Raw genomic sequence first — 15140 nt, 5'->3', positions numbered from 1 at the left:
AAGGACAACGTTATGTCAGGCTTAACACTCAAAAATATCAAAAAATACTATGACAAAACTGTCGTGATCCCCGATTTGTCTCTGGAGATCCATTCAGGTGAGTTTCTGGTACTGGTCGGTCCGTCAGGGTGCGGGAAATCAACGTTACTGCGCATGATTGCCGGGCTGGATGCGCTGAGCGACGGGACTATTCACATTGAAGAAACTGATGTGACGGATTTACCCGCCGGGAAGCGCGGTCTGTCGATGGTATTTCAGTCCTACGCGCTTTATCCGCACATGACCGTCAGACAGAATCTGGCATTTGGTCTGAAAAATATCCGCACGCCGCCGGAAGAAATTGCCCGACGCATAAGCGAAGCGGCCCTGATCCTGCGGCTGGACGACATGCTCGACCGGTTACCGCAAAATCTTTCCGGCGGACAGCGTCAGCGCGTCGCTATCGGGCGTTCCATTGTTCAGCAGCCGAAAGTTTTTTTGTTTGATGAACCGCTGTCGAACCTTGATGCCGCGCTGCGTGTGCAGATGCGTCAGGAAATCAGTCAGCTACATGCCCGTCTGAAAAACACCATGATTTACGTGACCCACGATCAGGTCGAGGCCATGACACTGGCGGACCGGATAGTGGTGCTTAACAAAGGTCACATTGAGCAAATTGGCACGCCGGTTGAGCTGTATAATTGCCCGGCCAGCCTGTTCGTCGCCGGTTTTATCGGTACGCCGAAAATCAATGTGATCCCGGCACAAGTCGTCGGCCGCCAGCTGAGTATTGACGGCCAGCCGATGTACCCGCTGGAGGATAAATTCCCGGCGGCGCAGGATGGACAAATGGTGTCGCTGGCCATCCGCCCTGAGCTGTTGCGCCTGAATGAAGTGACGGATCATGCATTTGAAGTTTTGGTTGATTTCACTGAATTGCAGGGTGATTCCACGCTGGTATATGCGCGCGTTGGTGAGCACATCCTGAAAATGAAATCGTCGAAACAGCTCTCCTTTGCTAAAAACACACCGCTCAGGTTCGGGTTTAATGCTGCCAGTGTTTTACTGTTTGATGAAGCAGGCAGGCGTATCCTCCCCGACGCCGCGTAAAAACAAAAAAGGCACCTTCCGGTGCCTTCCCAACGAAGATAAATCAAAGTCAGATGTTTTTAGCCAGCTGCGCTTTGTGTTTGTTTTCACTCAGCATGGTCAGTAACAGCAACAGAACAGCCAGCACACAACCGGCGATCATCACGATAAAGCCACCGTCCCAGCCAAAATAATCCACGGTATAACCGACAATGGCGCTGGCCGCGACCGAGCCGCCCAGATAACCAAACAGTCCGGTAAAGCCTGCGGCGGTACCGGCTGCTTTCTTCGGTGCCAGTTCCAGCGCATGTAACCCAATCAGCATCACCGGCCCGTAAATCAGGAAACCGATGGTGATCATACAGGCCATATCAATACCCGGATTGCCGACCGGATTCAGCCAGTAAACGACGGTAGCGATAGTCACCAGCACCATGAAGAACACGCCGGTAGCACCACGATTGCCTTTGAAAACTTTGTCCGACATCCAGCCACACAGCAGCGTGCCGGGAATGCCAGCGTATTCATAAAGGAAATACGCCCACGAGGATTTATCCAGCGCGAAATGCTTCACTTCTTTCAGATACGTTGGTGACCAGTCGAGAATGCCGTAACGCAGCAGATAGACAAAGACGTTAGCCAGCGCGATATACCACAGCAATTTGTTCGGCAAAATGTACTGCATGAAAATCTGTTTCGCCGTCAGTTCCTGCTCGGCGGACTCTTTCACATAGTCCGGCGGATAATCGTTTTTGTATTCTTCAATGGGCGGCAAACCGCAGGATTGCGGTGTATCGCGCATGGTCATGAAGGCAAACACTGCCAGCAGAATTGCGCCGAAGGCAGGCATATACAGCGCTGCATGCCAGTCGTTAAACCACGCCATACCGAGCAGGAACAGCAGCGGAGGAATACCGCCGCCGACGTTATGCGCACAGTTCCACACCGACACCACGCCGCCGCGTTCTTTCTGCGACCACCAGTGCACCATAGTACGTCCGCACGGCGGCCAGCCCATGCCCTGGAACCAGCCGCACAGGAACAGCAACACAAACATGATGGCAATACTTGAGGTTGCCCACGGCACGAAGCCCATAAACAACATCACGGCCGCCGCCAGAATCAAACCGGCGGGCAGAAATACGCGCGGATTCGAACGGTCAGACACCGAACCCATGATGAATTTTGAGATGCCATAAGCAATGGAAATCCCGGACAGTGCGAACCCTAAGTCTCCACGGGAGAAGCCCTGATCAATCAGATAAGGCATGGCCAGCGCGAAGTTTTTGCGCACCAGATAGTAGGCCGCATAACCGAAGAAAATCCCCATGAAGATTTGCCAGCGGAGACGGCGGTACAGCGGATCGACGTGAGCCTCATCAACAGGAGCTTTGTGGGGCGCGGGTTTAAAGATACTGAGCATAAATGCCTCCGATGGCATAAATCAGGGCGGACTCATCATGAGCCACGGACGAAATGGCGGAGCCAATGTGTTCCAAAACGAACATCATTTTAGCCATTCGCGCACAAACGAACTGTGATTTATGACGGAAATGTTACATTTTTATTACAGAGGGAGGCGATTTTGTGAGCGAGGGTGACAATAAGAAACAAAAAAAGCGGAGACTAAGTTCCGCCTGGCAGGTTCGTGACATATCAAAAGACTCATTCTAAATCGTCAGACATTCTTTTCGGCACTAAGCTGTCATGCGCTCATTCCACGTATCCTTGTATATAATATTCCCTTCTACATTTTTCCAAGTTATGGCTTGATAACGTAATTCGATATTTTCTATATGTGTACTTGTCATTCCATTTGGAAGCAAATAGGGGGAAATAGATGTGATTTTGACGTTTTCTAAAATAATATTGAAATATTCACTTTCAATTCCCGCATCCAATATGTGATACATTTTTATTATTGCGGATTGCAGTGTGCGGCCTTCACATAATGCCCGGAAAAGAAGCGGTGTGGTTTGGTCAAACTCTTTTTGCATAATAATCGGTGAATGAATTCTTGTTCCTGTTAATTTCCCCATGTGCTGATCAACAGGAATGTTAACATTGTGTGATAATGATTTTAACTCAATGGAACCGAGCCTGGCGGGTATCAGACATCCCCCAACAATAGGCGAGCCATTTTCATCAGTTAACCAAATGTGAGCTGGGTTTGACATATTTTATATCCTTATATAATCCGAGTTCATGAAATTTACCGTGAGAATAAAAAAACGAAAACTAGCATCAGCAGGAAAAACGCCCCAATTGACTGTATCGCGATATCAGGAAAAAAACTCACCATAAATACACCGAAGATCACAGTTATAATTAATGGAATGTAAGTCCAGAAAAAATAAGACTGTTGATGTTTAAACCATCGCTTTAAAAAATTAATCATGATGTTCACCTTACCATATCAATTATTGTTTTGGCGACTTCATCATCTGATGTAAGATTCGTGCTAAAGGAGTGAGCTTTCATAAAAAGAGGCTCAACTAAAAAATACATCATTTCTAATTTTCGCATATATAACGCGTAGTAATATGCAGGACTCAGAACCTGCAAACGTTCCGCACTCTCTGCAGCTTCCTGTACGTATCCGTAAAAGCCTATTCCGGCAGCGGCAAGTGCGGACACCTTCCCAATTTTCTGGCTGAAGCTGGTATGAATATTGAATCCAAGGCAAATGGACGTTGTTATGCCTAATGCAAATGATTGTGTCGTCAGAGAACTCGTTGATATATTTACGCTTGCTTTCATTAAGGTGCGCTGGATATAGTGTAGTTGGCTTTGGTTTCTATTTTTAATAAGTGATTCGACATAAATCTGTATCATGTCAGATATGATCCTTCTGTCTTTAATTAACTGCTGTAAAGACTCAAGGAATCGAACATCTTCTCGTTTCAGCTTTGCGCAAACATCTTTATAATTCTCCGTAAAACATGAAGTGTAATACACTAGCCTTGTTGCGCCATCCTGAATTCTGTGAGATTGATCGAGAATCTGCTCCTTAACTCCGGTAACCGCTGCATCCAACTTTTTTGCAAGTATTTCATCATTCGCCAACTTATTAATAATAAAATCACTATGGTACATAACTTATTCCTTAAGTTAATTATTCCATTTTATGATATGTGCTGGTTAAAATATATAATAATACTATCGGTTACTCTCTGTTATATACCACTGTACTTCATTGTAAATAATATAACGATATATTTTCACCTTATAAATGAGGCGGATTGGTAAGGTCGAGTCATGGCATAATACAAAAAAAAGCGGAGACTAAGCTCCGCCTGATATTTTCACACGGTCTGAAATTATTGAATTTTCAGTGTGCTGATAATGGCTTCCGCATCGGTCTGCGCCTGCTGCTGATTATCAGCAGGCAGAGTAATTTGCAGGGTCAGCAGATGGCTGTCGACCTTGCCTAAAACGATAGACGAATAGGCTTTCTGACCAGCAGAAGTGATCACGCTGTCGTACTGCTGCAATGTCTGGCCGTTGACCTGAATAGATTTATTGGTGACGACTTGCAGATTGGTATCGCGCGCTTTTTGCTGGTCCTGTAAACGACCCGCCAGAACGTCCAGTGATTCCGGGGTGTTATCACCCAAAATGACAATCACCGCTTTCTGTCCGGTGCTGTCTGCATACACGTGCATATTATTTGCCTGTGTGCCCAGTTTACCGCTCTGGTCGCTCATTCCCTGCGGCAGGGAGAAGGTGACTTTGCCGTCCAGCAGGCTGACCGGCGTGGTGGCTGCCGTGGCTGCGGCCGCTGGTGCGCCTTTATCTGCGGCAGGTGCATCGGTCGACTTACCGTCACACGCAGCCAGACCGGCGATCAGTACTGCCATTCCCATCATTTTCGCGATATTACGCATCGGGCTTCCTTAAGTGGCCTGTTCACCAGGCTTACATGTTGACTTAACAGCCTTTATGGCAACCTATTCAGGCCACAAATGCAAGTCAGATTATGGCGCCATTTGTGTCTTCCCGGCGACCCGGTTTAGTGCGCACTGATGGCGGAATGCGGGTTGTTTCCTTGTGCTGATAAACGCTTAAGCAGCATATTCAGCAGCATGCCGTACATCGGCAGGAAGAACACCAGGCAGATCAGCACCTTGAAGGTGTAATCCACCATCGCTATTTCTACCCAGTGCTGTGCCATAAAGGCATCGCTGCTTTTGTAGAAAGCGATAAAGAAGAAGGACAGGGTATCGCTGATATTGCCGAGGAACATTGAGGCGACCGGTGCTATCCACCAGCGGCGGTTCTGGCGCAGGCGGTTAAACACATGAACGTCAAGAATTTGCCCCAGCACATACGCCATAAAACTGGCGGTGGCGATACGGGCGACCATGATATTCAGGCTGCTGAGCGCTTCTGCACCCTGCCATTGCGCTTCAAAGAATAACGCCGAGATGACATAGGAAATGGCCAGTGCAGGCACCATCACGGACAGAATAATCCGTCGTGCCAGCGGCGCGCCAAATATACGGACGGTCAGATCGGTAGCCAGAAAAATAAACGGGAAAGTGAACGCGCCCCAGGTGGTATGGAAACCAAAAATGGAAACGGGTAACTGAACCAGATAGTTACTGGAGGTGATGATGGCGATGTGGAATAGCGAAAGCCATATCAGCGCGGAAAACCGCTGCTGAGCAGTAAAAGAGTACATATATGTGACCTTTTTTTATGAATAAATTGGGGTGAGGGAACCCAAGAAAATTTTTACTTTCGCACCCGTAATGGCGTGCGGCGCGCATAGTACCTGTTTGCGCACCGTTTGCGCAACAGATCTACCGGTTAATTTTAGCGCAATGAGCCGTGTTTGTTGCGCCAGAAAACCAGCGGGTTAAACTATCCGCCTTTGCCAAACAACCGCCCATTCACGTATGTAGATGTTGAGACACGAAATGACCGACCCCTTTATCAATCCTGACCATCAGCTTGATGCGTTGGGTCTGCGTTGCCCGGAGCCAGTGATGATGGTTCGTAAAGCGGTACGCACCATGCAAGACGGCGAAACGTTATTGATCATCGCTGATGATCCGGCAACGACCCGCGATATCCCCGGTTTCTGCCGTTTTATGGAACATACGCTGCTGGCCTCGGATACCGAAAGCGTGCCGTACCGCTATTTGCTGTGCAAAGGGTTGGCAGAAAAACAGGGCTGATGGCTCAGCCCGTGTTGTTTATTTCGATTTATTGCGCAACAGCCTTAACGCATTGGCGGTCACCAGCGCCGTTGCGCCGGAATCCGCCAGCACCGCCAGCCACAATCCGGTCAATCCCATCAGCGTGGTGACCAGGAAAATCGCTTTCAGCCCCAGCGCAATCGTGATGTTCTGACGGATATTCGCCCGTGTGGCACGCGAAAGGCTGATCATCTGCGCCAGCCCGCTCAGGCGGTTATGCGTCAGTGCCGCATCCGCCGTTTCCAGCGCGACGTCCGTTCCGCTTCCCATCGCAATACCGATAGTCGCGGCTTTCATGGCGGGCGCATCGTTAATGCCGTCACCGACCATGGCTACCGGTTTCAGTGCATTCAGCGCGGTGACCGCTGAGACTTTATCCGCAGGCAGTAAGCCCGCACGGAAATCAATGCCGAGCCGGTCAGCGATAGTTTTCGCCGCCCGCGGATTGTCACCGGTCAGCATGACCGCCGATACGCCGAGCGCTTTCAGTTTCTGCAATGCCTCGGCCGCGTCATCCCGCAGACGATCCTGCATGGCAATCAGCCCGATCGCGTTTTCTTCCTGCAACACCACCACCACGGTTTTTCCGGTGGATTCCCAGTCAGTAATTTGCGCGAGGGTTTCTGCCGTCAGGCTGTTTTCAGCCACACTTTTCGGTGCCAGCACCTGAATTTTGCGGCCTGAAACGAGGCCTTCCACGCCGGAACCGGCCAGCGCGCGGCGATCCTGCGCCGTGAGCGGTAGCGGATTACTGGTTTTTGCACGGGCCAAAATCGCCTGCGCCAGCGGGTGATGCGAACCTTCTTCTACCGCTGATGCCAGACTTAATACTTCGCCTTCGCTGGCGCCGTTCAGCAGTAAAACGTCGGTAACTTCAGGTTTGCCTTCGGTCAGCGTACCGGTTTTATCCAGGGCAACGGTTTGAATCAGCGCCAGCTGTTCAAGCGCTGCACCGCCTTTGATCAATGCACCCTGACGCGTGGCCGCTGCCAGCCCGGACGTAATCGCTGCTGGCGTCGAAATCACCAGCGCACACGGACAGCCAATCAGCAGCAGCGTCAGCCCGCGGTAAATCCAGGTTTCCCACGATAGCCCCATCGCCAGTGGCGGCACGATAATCACCAGCAACGACATCAGCATAATGACCGGCGTGTAATAGCGGCTGAAAGTATCGAGGAAACGCTCGATCGGCGCACGGCGTTCATCGGCTTCTTCAATCAGTTGCAGGATGCGGTCAATGGCGCTGTTGCCCGGCGCGGAAGCCACTTCGAGGCGTGCCAGCCGGTCAACGCACAGGCTGCCTGCGGGGACTTTTTCACCGGGCAGATGATCCACCGGAACTGATTCGCCGGTCAGCGCGCTTTCGTCGAAACTGGCGGCGCTTTGTAAAACAGCGTCGGCAGGCAGGCGTGCACCTGCCGCGATTTCAATGATATCGCCGGGGCGCAAGCTGCTGACCGGCACGGTTTCAGATTTGCCATTCACAATGCGGACAGCGGTATCCGGGATCAGCGCCATCAGCGCTTTTACGCCGCTGCGTGCCCGGCTGGAGGCAAAAGCCTCAAGGCGTTCGCCCACCATAAACAGCAACAGAACCATGGCGGCTTCGGCTGTCGCACCGATAAAGAGTGCGCCGATCGCGGCGATACTCATCAGTGTTTCGATGGCGAATGGCGAACCGGCGCGGGTCTGGCGAATCGCCTGACGCAGTACCGGCCAGAGCCCGACCAGTGTCGTGGCGATAAACGCGATTTTACCCAGTTGCGGGTTGAAATGATCGAGCACCCAGCTCAGCAGCATCAGAACCGAAAGAGCGATGAGCGGCAGCGCTTCCTGCAAACGGGAAGGTTCGGCGGTGGGTTTTTCCTGCGGTTTGTCGAGCGATTGCAGGGTAAAACCTGCGGCGGTAACGGCATTTTGCACGGGTTGGGTGATATCAAAACCTGCATCAATCACCAGCTTTTCAGTAGCGAACAGCACTTTAGCGTGGCTGATACCATCAATACCTGAAACGGCTTTTTCAATTTTTCGGGCACAGGCAGGGCAGTCCATACCTTGTACTTTCCAGCTGTATTGCTGACTGCCGGAAAGCGGTGAGGCGGGTTCGTCTTCGCCCGGCGAACCTTCGGCGTTGCCATCGTCCGATGTATGTGAGTGCTCACCTGTTTTTGGCGCACAGCAGCTGTCAGTGGTGGAGCAGGCGGAAACCGCCAGCGGGGTTTTTTCGCTACAGCAGCCAGCCGGATGTGTGCCGGGCTGCGCAATAGCGCCAATTTTGTTGATACGCAGTGCAGGCGCATGTTTGCCCTGACATCCGCAGCGACAGGTGTTGTTTTTTTGCAGTGGGATCATAAAGCCTCCGGTTCGAAACCGAGTGGAATTACCCCCAGTGTAAACGTTGGAGTCGGCTCTAAGGTCAACAAGTATTTTATCAGCGGAACCAGAACGGTTCCGCTGTGGGATATTACAGGTATAACGACCGGACGATCAGGAAGTGCCCGCCGAAATAACAGGCGGCAACCAGCGCGTCGGCGGCGCGGAAGGTGAAGCGGTATCGGCTGAGCAGCCAGAAAATATTCCCCAGCAGTAACAGCGCTGCGCCGCAGAACAGCGAAAATGCCATGTCGGTACTGCGGGCAAAATACTGTTCGCCAGCCAGCCAGACCATCAGCAGGGTCATGGCGATGTAAGTGGTCACTGGCCATCGCAGCTCCGCCAGCCGTGCCCAGATCACCGCAAGAAGTATCGCGCCGATGATCAGTAACGTCAGCGGCAGCGGCCAGAAGAAGGTGATGGTCATCTGGCTGGCGAAACTCAGCGTATACAGCAGATGCGACAGGAAGAAGGCACCGATGGCGTACATGAAGCGTTCTTCAGGCAGCAGTAACAGGCTGTCTGCCACCAGTGTCGCCGCCAGACCCAGTAAGATCAGATAGCTGTAAACGTTGAGTGTCGGCGCCTGCCAGGCCAGCAACAGCAGTAATAATAAGGTGACGGGTTTAAAGACCCAGCGCTGCCAGCGCGGGCCACGATAGCTGGCGTCAACGAACAACCAGCCAGAGAAAAATACAGCGAGGAATGGCCAACTCATTGTTTATCCTTTTATATTTCAGAACAGAACATAAAACCGATGTCAGGGTCTGCTTGCGGGAAAACACATCCTGTTTTCCTGAACTTGCTTTCAGTGTAGGAGAGAGAGCATGGCGGCGACAATCAGAAATCCCCGTAACGGCGGGTCTGATGAATGTTGGTTTAGGATAGGGGGAATTTACGGCGCAGGGCGCGCCGTAAAAGCGGGGATTACTTTTTGGCTGGCAACGGAGGCTGTTTTTTCTGCCACGCCATCAGTTCGAAGACGCCGAACAGGAAGATGCGGGTTTGCAGCCACGGCCCGATGGTGTCCTTTTCCTTGCCCTGCGTGGCTTTAAGCAGCATCACCTGCAGGCCATGCATAAAGAACATGAAGACAATTGCCACGTCTAAAAAGTATTTGATCGGCTTCGGGAACGGGTGGATCAGGTTAAACGCCAGAAACGCCCAAATACATAACATCAACAACCGACCAATATTGATCAACATCTTACTGCTCCTGTTCTGGTGAGCCGGTTTCAGGCGTCACATCGCGATGATAAAGACGATAAGCAACTTGTCCGGCGACTTTCTCACGGTGTAAGCGCCAGCGGGCAGGCACATCCAGCGTGTCATGTTCGGCTTCTGTTTCGACATAAATCCAGGCTTCATCGGCCAGCCACTGGTTTTGCTCCAGCAGGTTCAGGGTGTCTTGCAGAATGCCTTTGCGGAAAGGCGGATCGAGGAAAACCACATCAAAGGCGCTTCCGGCTTTTGCCAGCCAGTTCAGGGCATTGACGTTAAATACTTTCGCATCACTGGCGTTTAGCAGCGCCAGGTTTTTCTCTAACTGTTGCGCAACCGGGCGCTCAAACTCCAGCAATGTCGCGCTGGCCGCATAGCGGGACAAGGCTTCCAGACCGAGTGCGCCGCTGCCTGCAAAACAGTCCAGACAATGTGCGCCCTGTAAAACTGGCGCAAGCCAGTTAAACAGCGTTTCGCGCACGCGATCGGTGGTCGGACGCAGCCCCGGGCTGTGAGGGACCGGAAGTTTGCGTCCGCGCCATTGTCCGCCAATAATTCGGATCTGGCCTGCGGCGGGCGTGTTGGGTTTCTTTGCCATAGTTCGCTTGTGTCATCCAAAGCCGTCGGGCTTCGTTGCCTATCGTTTGGAGGGCTATTCTACCGGTGTGCGGGCAATGGGCAAATGTTTAACATTGTCGATTGAAAAACCAGCGGAATTCAATACGCGGGCGTGTTGCCCGCAGGGGAAAGTGATAGACTGCCTGACCATAACCCTATTAATAATCCGTTCGCCAGTCATTAACGGCGAGGAGTGAAGTTGTAAAATGGCAAAAGATAAAAAACGCGGTTTCTTCTCCTGGTTCGGTCGTGGCCGTCAGGAAGAAGAGCAGCAGAAGGAAGAAACACGCGAAGAACAGCCGGTTGTCGAAGAACAACTGACGGAAGAACCGGCAGTCCCGGTAGCTCGCGAGGCTGTTGCAGAACCTGAAGTTGAAGCAGAACCTGAAACTGAACCGGCCGCACACGTTCAACCTGAGCCTGAAATTGAACCCGAGCCATTTGTTGAGCCGGAACCGGAAATTGTACCCGAACCGCTGACAGAGCCTGAGCCGGAAGACAAACCTGAACCGGTTCGCGAGCAGGCCGCCGCTGAACTGGCAGAAGAAATTGTTCACATCACTGAGCAGGTTGCCGCGCAGCCTGCCGTTGTTGAAGATATCGCTGAAGACGAATTTGTTGAATCGGCAGAAGAAATTGCCGAAGATCTGCGTCAGGACGCCATTGATTCGATTGATGATTCTGTCGCTGTGGACGAACCCTTACCTGTGGCGCTGGATCCGATTGTGGTGTTGCCCGCCGGTGAAACCGAGCAGGAACGCCCGACCAAAGAAGGGTTCTTCGCCCGTCTGAAACGCAGCCTGGTCAAAACCAAGCAGAATCTCGGCTCCGGTTTCGTTGGTCTGTTCCGTGGTAAGAAAATCGACGACGATCTGTTTGAGGAGCTGGAAGAACAGCTGCTGATCGCCGACGTTGGCGTCGAGACCACCCGAAAAATCATCACTTCACTGACTGAACATGCCTCGCGTAAGCAACTGAAAGACGCAGATGCGCTGTACGGCAAGCTGAAGGAAGAAATGTCCGAAATACTGGCGAAAGTTGACGAGCCACTGGATGTCAGCGGGAAAACCCCGTATGTCATTCTGATGGTTGGCGTGAACGGTGTCGGTAAAACCACCACCATCGGTAAAATGGCGCGCCAGTTTGAAGCACAGGGTAAATCCGTGATGCTGGCAGCAGGCGACACCTTCCGTGCCGCAGCCGTTGAACAGTTGCAAGTCTGGGGTCAGCGTAACAAGATCCCGGTGATTGCGCAGCACACCGGTGCCGATTCCGCGTCGGTTATCTTCGATGCCATTCAGGCGGCGAAAGCCCGCAATATCGACGTGCTGATTGCTGATACCGCCGGGCGTTTGCAAAACAAAGCGCACCTGATGGAAGAGCTGAAGAAAATCGTCCGCGTGATGAAAAAGCTCGACGAAGACGCACCGCATGAAGTGATGCTGACGCTCGACGCCAGTACCGGCCAGAACGCAGTGAGTCAGGCCAAATTATTCAACGAAGCCGTCGGGCTGACCGGGATAACGCTGACTAAACTGGATGGCACCGCGAAAGGCGGCGTGATCTTTGCCATCGCTGATCAGTTCAGCATTCCGATCCGTTACATTGGCGTCGGTGAAGGTATCGAAGATTTAAGGCCTTTTAAGGCAGACGATTTTATTGAGGCACTTTTTGCCCGAGAGGATTAATACGGATGATTCGCTTTGAACAGGTCAGTAAAGCTTATCTGGGCGGACGACAGGCGCTTCAGGGCGTCAATTTTCATATCCAGCAAGCAGAAATGGCATTTCTGACCGGACACTCTGGCGCGGGTAAAAGTACCCTGCTGAAGCTGATTTGCGGCATAGAGCGTCCGAGTGCCGGACACATTTTGTTTGGCGGTCATGATATCAGCCGCCTGAAATCCAGTGAAGTGCCGTTCCTGCGTCGTCAGATCGGCATGATCTTTCAGGATCACCATCTGCTGATGGATCGTACCGTGTATGACAACGTGGCGATGCCGCTGATCATTTCAGGTGCAAGCAGTGAAGATATCCGCCGCCGCGTGTCGGCTGCGCTGGATAAAGTCGGATTACTGGATAAAGCGAAGAACTTGCCAATCCAGCTTTCCGGCGGTGAACAACAGCGTGTGGGCATTGCCCGTGCGGTGGTGAACAAGCCCGCGGTGCTGCTGGCGGATGAACCGACCGGTAACCTCGATGGCGAATTGTCGGAAGGCATTTTGCGTCTGTTCGAAGAATTTAACCGCGTCGGCGTTACCGTTCTGATGGCGACGCATGATGTGGGTCTGATTGCCCGTCGTAATTACCGCACGCTGACGCTGAGTCAGGGGCGTATGTCGGGAGGGGTGTACTAATGGCGAACAGTCCGAATCCGGCTAAAACTGCAAAAAGCGCCCGTGCCGCGAAAAGTAAAGCGTTGCAGGGCGGCTGGCGCGAACAGTGGCGCTATGCCTGGATGAACGCGCTGGCTGACATGCTGCGTCAGCCGCTGGCAACACTGCTGACGGTGATGGTGATCGCCATTTCCCTGACGCTGCCGAGCGTGTGTTATCTGGTGTGGAAAAACGTCAGTACGGCGGCAGAGCAGTGGTATCCGACGCCACAACTGACCGTTTATCTCGATAAAGCGCTGGATGATGACGCCGCAGAAAACGTGGTCAAAACCCTGAAAACCGAAGCGGGCGTGGATAAAGTTAATTATCTGTCCCGTGAAGAGGCGATGGGTGAATTCCGCAACTGGTCAGGCTTTGGCGGCGCAATGGATATGCTGGAGCAAAACCCGTTGCCAGCGGTGGCGATCATCACGCCTAAAATGAATTTCCAGGACTCTGCGACACTCAGCACGTTGCGTGACCGCGTGGCGGCTGTACATGGCGTTGATGAAGTGCGGATGGACGACAGTTGGTTTGCCCGTCTTGCGGCGCTGACCGGTCTGGTCGGGCAGATTGCGGCGATGATCGGCATTCTGATGGTGATCGCCGTCTTCCTCGTTATTGGTAACAGTGTGCGACTGAGCATCTTCAGCCGCCGCGATACCATTAACGTGATGAAGCTGATTGGCGCGACCGATGGCTTTATTTTGCGGCCGTTCCTCAACGGTGGCGCGATGCTCGGTTTCACCGGTGCATTGTTATCACTCATCCTCTCGGAAGTGCTGGTGTTGCGGCTTGAGAGCGTGGTGACGCAGGTTGCGCAGGTCTTCGGCACCACCTTTGACCTGCACGGTCTGGGCTGGGACGAAAGCCTGTTGCTGCTGATCGTTTCCGCGATGATTGGCTGGATTGCCGCCTGGCTGGCGACGGTTCAACATTTACGGCGATTTACACCACAGTAGTGATAATTTGCTATAATGTCCCCCTGCGGCTCAGTAATTGTGTCTCAGGGGGAAGCTGTTTCAGGTCAGCCCGCCACATCATTTTCCTGCTTTCCCCGTAATGGCACAAATTCACTATCCAATAGTCAGTCTGTCACTTACAGTCTTCAGACTGTTGAATCTTTCCGTGAACTTTATGTAAAATTCGTGGTCGTAGAGCAGCGAATATGAAGGGCTCGGCGTTGCTTTGTTGTCGCCTTTATGGCCAGCAATGTCGCGGTATCATCCCGCAGCAACGTGGTATAAAACCTGCATTACGTCATACATGAGAGGCTTTAATGACCAAAGAAATGCGCACTTTAGCATTAGTACCCCAAGGTAGCCTGGAAGCCTATGTTCGGGCGGCCAATGCCTATCCTATGCTCACCGCAGAGGAAGAACGGGCGCTGGCTGAACGGCTGCATTACAACGGTGATCTGGAAGCAGCGAAAGAGCTGATCCTGTCTCACCTGCGCTTTGTTGCTCACATTGCCCGCAACTATTCAGGCTACGGTTTGCCTCAGGCAGACCTTATCCAGGAAGGGAATATCGGCCTGATGAAAGCGGTTCGCCGTTTTAATCCGGAAGTCGGTGTCCGTCTGGTATCCTTTGCTGTGCATTGGATCAAAGCGGAAATTCACGAATATGTGCTGCGTAACTGGCGCATCGTGAAAGTCGCTACCACCAAAGCGCAGCGTAAGCTGTTCTTCAACCTGCGTAAGAACAAACAGCGTCTGGGCTGGTTCAGCCACGACGAAGTCGAGCACGTCGCCCGCGAACTGGGTGTAACGAGCAAAGATGTGCTGGAAATGGAATCACGCATGGCCGCACAGGACATGACGTTTGATCCGACGCCGGATGATGAACCACGCGACGGCGCAGCGATGGCACCGATGCTGTATCTGCAAGACAAGAGTTCTGACTTTGCAGAAACTATCGAAGAAGATAACTGGGATCAGGACGCAACCGACAAACTTTCCTCTGCAATGGAAGGTCTGGACGAACGCAGTCAGGATATCATTCGTGCCCGCTGGTTAGACGACGAAAACAAATCGACCCTGCAGGAGCTTGCCGATAAATACGGTGTGTCTGCAGAACGTGTTCGTCAGCTGGAAAAGAACGCGATGAAAAAACTGCGTATGGCGATCGAAGCCTGATCCTCGCAACGCAAAACGAAAAAGCCACCCGCAGGTTAATGCCGGTCACTTAAGGTGACCGGCATTGTTTTTTAAGGGATATTTCGACCTTTTTTCTCTCACTTCCCTGACATATTCACGCTCACGTCTCGAGGGCAGTTTTAGC

The 15140-nt window shown here is 52.2% G+C and carries 15 protein-coding genes; 6 read left to right on the top strand and 9 right to left on the bottom strand.

What is annotated here, in order from left to right; genetic code table 11:
- The first annotated feature begins 12 nt into the window (after nucleotides 1-12).
- Entirely contained in the window at nucleotides 13-1089 is a 1077-nt protein-coding gene (locus AACU55_RS04960; protein ID WP_037035413.1) for an ABC transporter ATP-binding protein, read from the top strand.
- Nucleotides 1090-1138: 49 nt separating this feature from the next.
- Here AACU55_RS04960 and glpT read toward each other — a convergent pair whose 3' ends face one another.
- From glpT to AACU55_RS04935, 5 genes are all read right to left on the bottom strand, one after another.
- Entirely contained in the window at nucleotides 1139-2491 is a 1353-nt protein-coding gene (glpT, locus tag AACU55_RS04955) for a glycerol-3-phosphate transporter (RefSeq protein WP_013577484.1), read from the bottom strand.
- 274 nt (nucleotides 2492-2765) lie between these two features.
- Nucleotides 2766-3245 carry an Hcp family type VI secretion system effector gene (locus tag AACU55_RS04950; RefSeq protein ID WP_013577483.1) on the bottom strand — a complete coding sequence of 160 codons (480 nt, stop codon included), beginning with the start codon at nucleotides 3243-3245 and terminating at the stop codon, nucleotides 2766-2768.
- A gap of 226 nt (nucleotides 3246-3471) precedes the next feature.
- Nucleotides 3472-4164 (bottom strand): hypothetical protein, encoded by a 693-nt coding sequence (locus tag AACU55_RS04945; protein ID WP_134706769.1) that lies wholly within the window; start codon nucleotides 4162-4164, stop codon nucleotides 3472-3474.
- A gap of 224 nt (nucleotides 4165-4388) precedes the next feature.
- Nucleotides 4389-4955: a DcrB family lipoprotein gene (locus tag AACU55_RS04940; RefSeq protein WP_013577480.1), complete on the bottom strand. Its 567-nt coding sequence runs from the start codon at nucleotides 4953-4955 to the stop codon at nucleotides 4389-4391.
- A gap of 125 nt (nucleotides 4956-5080) precedes the next feature.
- Nucleotides 5081-5752 (bottom strand): 7-cyano-7-deazaguanine/7-aminomethyl-7-deazaguanine transporter, encoded by a 672-nt coding sequence (locus tag AACU55_RS04935; RefSeq protein WP_134706768.1) that lies wholly within the window; start codon nucleotides 5750-5752, stop codon nucleotides 5081-5083.
- 238 nt (nucleotides 5753-5990) lie between these two features.
- Between AACU55_RS04935 and tusA the strand changes: the two genes are divergently transcribed.
- Nucleotides 5991-6251, top strand: coding sequence for a sulfurtransferase TusA (gene tusA / locus AACU55_RS04930; protein WP_013577478.1), 261 nt, complete (start codon nucleotides 5991-5993; stop codon nucleotides 6249-6251).
- A gap of 18 nt (nucleotides 6252-6269) precedes the next feature.
- Here tusA and AACU55_RS04925 read toward each other — a convergent pair whose 3' ends face one another.
- The 4 genes from AACU55_RS04925 to rsmD all read right to left on the bottom strand — a co-directional run bounded on the left by AACU55_RS04925 (nucleotide 6270) and on the right by rsmD (nucleotide 10464).
- Nucleotides 6270-8624 (bottom strand): zinc/cadmium/mercury/lead-transporting ATPase, encoded by a 2355-nt coding sequence (locus AACU55_RS04925; protein ID WP_134706767.1) that lies wholly within the window; start codon nucleotides 8622-8624, stop codon nucleotides 6270-6272.
- A 112-nt stretch (nucleotides 8625-8736) separates the two neighbouring features.
- Nucleotides 8737-9363 carry a lysoplasmalogenase gene (locus AACU55_RS04920; RefSeq protein WP_037035408.1) on the bottom strand — a complete coding sequence of 209 codons (627 nt, stop codon included), beginning with the start codon at nucleotides 9361-9363 and terminating at the stop codon, nucleotides 8737-8739.
- A gap of 209 nt (nucleotides 9364-9572) precedes the next feature.
- Entirely contained in the window at nucleotides 9573-9851 is a 279-nt protein-coding gene (locus AACU55_RS04915; RefSeq protein ID WP_013577475.1) for a DUF1145 family protein, read from the bottom strand.
- A 1-nt stretch (nucleotide 9852) separates the two neighbouring features.
- Nucleotides 9853-10464 (bottom strand): 16S rRNA (guanine(966)-N(2))-methyltransferase, encoded by a 612-nt coding sequence (rsmD, locus tag AACU55_RS04910; protein WP_013577474.1) that lies wholly within the window; start codon nucleotides 10462-10464, stop codon nucleotides 9853-9855.
- Nucleotides 10465-10690: 226 nt separating this feature from the next.
- Between rsmD and ftsY the strand changes: the two genes are divergently transcribed.
- From ftsY to rpoH, 4 genes are all read left to right on the top strand, one after another.
- Complete coding sequence (gene ftsY, locus AACU55_RS04905) at nucleotides 10691-12172, top strand: signal recognition particle-docking protein FtsY (RefSeq protein WP_134706766.1); 1482 nt, start codon at nucleotides 10691-10693, stop codon at nucleotides 12170-12172.
- A 5-nt stretch (nucleotides 12173-12177) separates the two neighbouring features.
- The gene (ftsE, locus tag AACU55_RS04900; protein ID WP_013577472.1) at nucleotides 12178-12840 is read left to right on the top strand and encodes a cell division ATP-binding protein FtsE; all 663 of its coding nucleotides are present in this window, start codon (nucleotides 12178-12180) and stop codon (nucleotides 12838-12840) included.
- On the top strand, nucleotides 12840-13820 hold the full coding sequence (gene ftsX / locus AACU55_RS04895; protein WP_013577471.1) for a permease-like cell division protein FtsX: 981 nt from the start codon (nucleotides 12840-12842) through the stop codon (nucleotides 13818-13820). Before ftsE ends, ftsX begins: the two co-directional genes overlap by 1 nt.
- A gap of 317 nt (nucleotides 13821-14137) precedes the next feature.
- Nucleotides 14138-14995 (top strand): RNA polymerase sigma factor RpoH, encoded by an 858-nt coding sequence (rpoH, locus tag AACU55_RS04890; RefSeq protein ID WP_013577470.1) that lies wholly within the window; start codon nucleotides 14138-14140, stop codon nucleotides 14993-14995.
- The last annotated feature ends 145 nt before the right edge of the window (nucleotides 14996-15140 follow it).

It is taken from the genome of Rahnella sp. CJA17(1/100) (assembly GCF_963881615.1).
In the GTDB taxonomy this organism is placed as follows: domain Bacteria; phylum Pseudomonadota; class Gammaproteobacteria; order Enterobacterales; family Enterobacteriaceae; genus Rahnella; species Rahnella aceris.
Note: the sequence above shows the minus strand (reverse complement) of the source record. Positions and strands in the feature narration are given on the sequence as shown.

Bases quoted from the DNA above. Each gene is read 5' to 3' on its own strand.
- AACU55_RS04920 (WP_037035408.1), bottom strand. From the start codon at position 9,363: ATGAGTTGGCCATTCCTCGCTGTATTTTTCTCTGGCTGGTTGTTCGTT.
- AACU55_RS04925 (WP_134706767.1), bottom strand. From the start codon at position 8,624: ATGATCCCACTGCAAAAAAACAACACCTGTCGCTGCGGATGTCAGGGC.
- ftsY (WP_134706766.1), top strand. From the start codon at position 10,691: ATGGCAAAAGATAAAAAACGCGGTTTCTTCTCCTGGTTCGGTCGTGGC.
- ftsE (WP_013577472.1), top strand. From the start codon at position 12,178: ATGATTCGCTTTGAACAGGTCAGTAAAGCTTATCTGGGCGGACGACAG.
- rsmD (WP_013577474.1), bottom strand. From the start codon at position 10,464: ATGGCAAAGAAACCCAACACGCCCGCCGCAGGCCAGATCCGAATTATT.
- AACU55_RS04950 (WP_013577483.1), bottom strand. From the start codon at position 3,245: ATGTCAAACCCAGCTCACATTTGGTTAACTGATGAAAATGGCTCGCCT.
- AACU55_RS04960 (WP_037035413.1), top strand. From the start codon at position 13: ATGTCAGGCTTAACACTCAAAAATATCAAAAAATACTATGACAAAACT.
- AACU55_RS04940 (WP_013577480.1), bottom strand. From the start codon at position 4,955: ATGCGTAATATCGCGAAAATGATGGGAATGGCAGTACTGATCGCCGGT.
- AACU55_RS04945 (WP_134706769.1), bottom strand. From the start codon at position 4,164: ATGTACCATAGTGATTTTATTATTAATAAGTTGGCGAATGATGAAATA.
- glpT (WP_013577484.1), bottom strand. From the start codon at position 2,491: ATGCTCAGTATCTTTAAACCCGCGCCCCACAAAGCTCCTGTTGATGAG.
- AACU55_RS04915 (WP_013577475.1), bottom strand. From the start codon at position 9,851: ATGTTGATCAATATTGGTCGGTTGTTGATGTTATGTATTTGGGCGTTT.
- ftsX (WP_013577471.1), top strand. From the start codon at position 12,840: ATGGCGAACAGTCCGAATCCGGCTAAAACTGCAAAAAGCGCCCGTGCC.
- rpoH (WP_013577470.1), top strand. From the start codon at position 14,138: ATGACCAAAGAAATGCGCACTTTAGCATTAGTACCCCAAGGTAGCCTG.
- AACU55_RS04935 (WP_134706768.1), bottom strand. From the start codon at position 5,752: ATGTACTCTTTTACTGCTCAGCAGCGGTTTTCCGCGCTGATATGGCTT.
- tusA (WP_013577478.1), top strand. From the start codon at position 5,991: ATGACCGACCCCTTTATCAATCCTGACCATCAGCTTGATGCGTTGGGT.